This window comes from Leisingera sp. F5 (assembly GCF_001593695.1).
Genome location: NZ_LUKH01001219.1, coordinates 1 through 1,183, shown reverse-complemented (window position 1 = coordinate 1,183; position 1,183 = coordinate 1). Strand labels below are relative to the sequence as shown.

Annotated in this window: 1 tRNA gene and 1 pseudogene; both read left to right on the top strand. The window is 52.6% G+C overall.

The features are described from left to right. Positions 1-189: 189 nt before the first annotated feature. A tRNA-Lys gene (locus tag A2I95_RS40280) sits at positions 190-265 on the top strand. A 738-nt stretch (positions 266-1,003) separates the two neighbouring features. After that, a pseudogene (locus A2I95_RS40275) lies at positions 1,004-1,183 on the top strand (FAA hydrolase family protein); the annotation flags it as partial.

The window sequence follows — 1,183 nt, the reverse complement described above, 5'->3', positions numbered from 1 at the left end:
ATATAGACCTGTGCTGACGATGAATCCAGTCTTCGGTGAGAAAAGTTGAAAAAAGGGGTTGACCCCTCGCTGCACTGGCCCTAGATACGCCGCCTATCGGGACAGCATGACACAGGCTGCCAGGCAGTCCCGAAGCGAAATAAGTGCTTGATCCTCTTGGAAAAAACACTTAGACCGCAGCGAAGAAGTGGGCCGTTAGCTCAGTTGGTAGAGCAACTGACTTTTAATCAGTGGGTCGCAGGTTCGAATCCTGCACGGCTCACCACTTCCTCCAGTGAAATCAAATAGATGCCGGTAGAGTGCATTAACACTTTGCTTGGGGTGCCGACTTTGGTGAAAAATGAGTGCAAATCTCTCCTGAAATCCACTAATCTGGACGACAACCAACATCGCCAATGCCGCCGCAGCCCTTTGCCCGACACCCGAAGAAACCCGGATTTTTGATAGTCCCTGCGCGGTTTTATGTGCTTTTTCGGCCAAAGAGGCGGTGTTTAAGGCGATAGCACCGGACTCTACCTCCCGGTTTTGGCTCGCAGGGATAGATCTGACACGTGATGCGTCAAATCTACTGTCCTGGACCATTCCGGAAATATACGCATCCGGACACACACATCTCTATCTGGCAGGAGATCTGGTGGTGTCACTGTGCATGGCACCCGGTTGAACCTAGTCTGGGACTCAGATGGCGGTAGCCAGAGCAGTATCCGTAATGTGATAGAAGCGCCTGTTCCTGGTCTTGTTTTTTGCAGGAACGCAACTGTTCGTGACCCCAGTTATCATGTTGAACTCAAATTGCGATTGCCGCAGCTTGATTGTTGCTTTGGGGCCGGTCTCAATCAAGCCGCAAATACGTGACCGCAAAGCAGTTGCTGGCGTTCCGAAAATATGGATGGGTACGGGCATTCAAATCATTTCAAGCCGAACGCGGGGTTTACAGGCTCTTGGATTGCGGCTCTGACTTGGGGCGGCGGAATGTGGCTTCAACTTTACGAGGGATTCTTTGATGGGTAAGCTTCTGTTCACATTACCGGAAGCGCCGGTGGTTCCGGTTGCCGCAGAACCGGCTGGATACCCGGTAGGGCGGATTTTCTGCGTTGGGCGCAATTACGCGGCTCATGCTGCCGAAATGGGCAACGAAGTGGACCGTGAGGCGCCATTCTATTTCACCAAGGCGGCGGCCAAT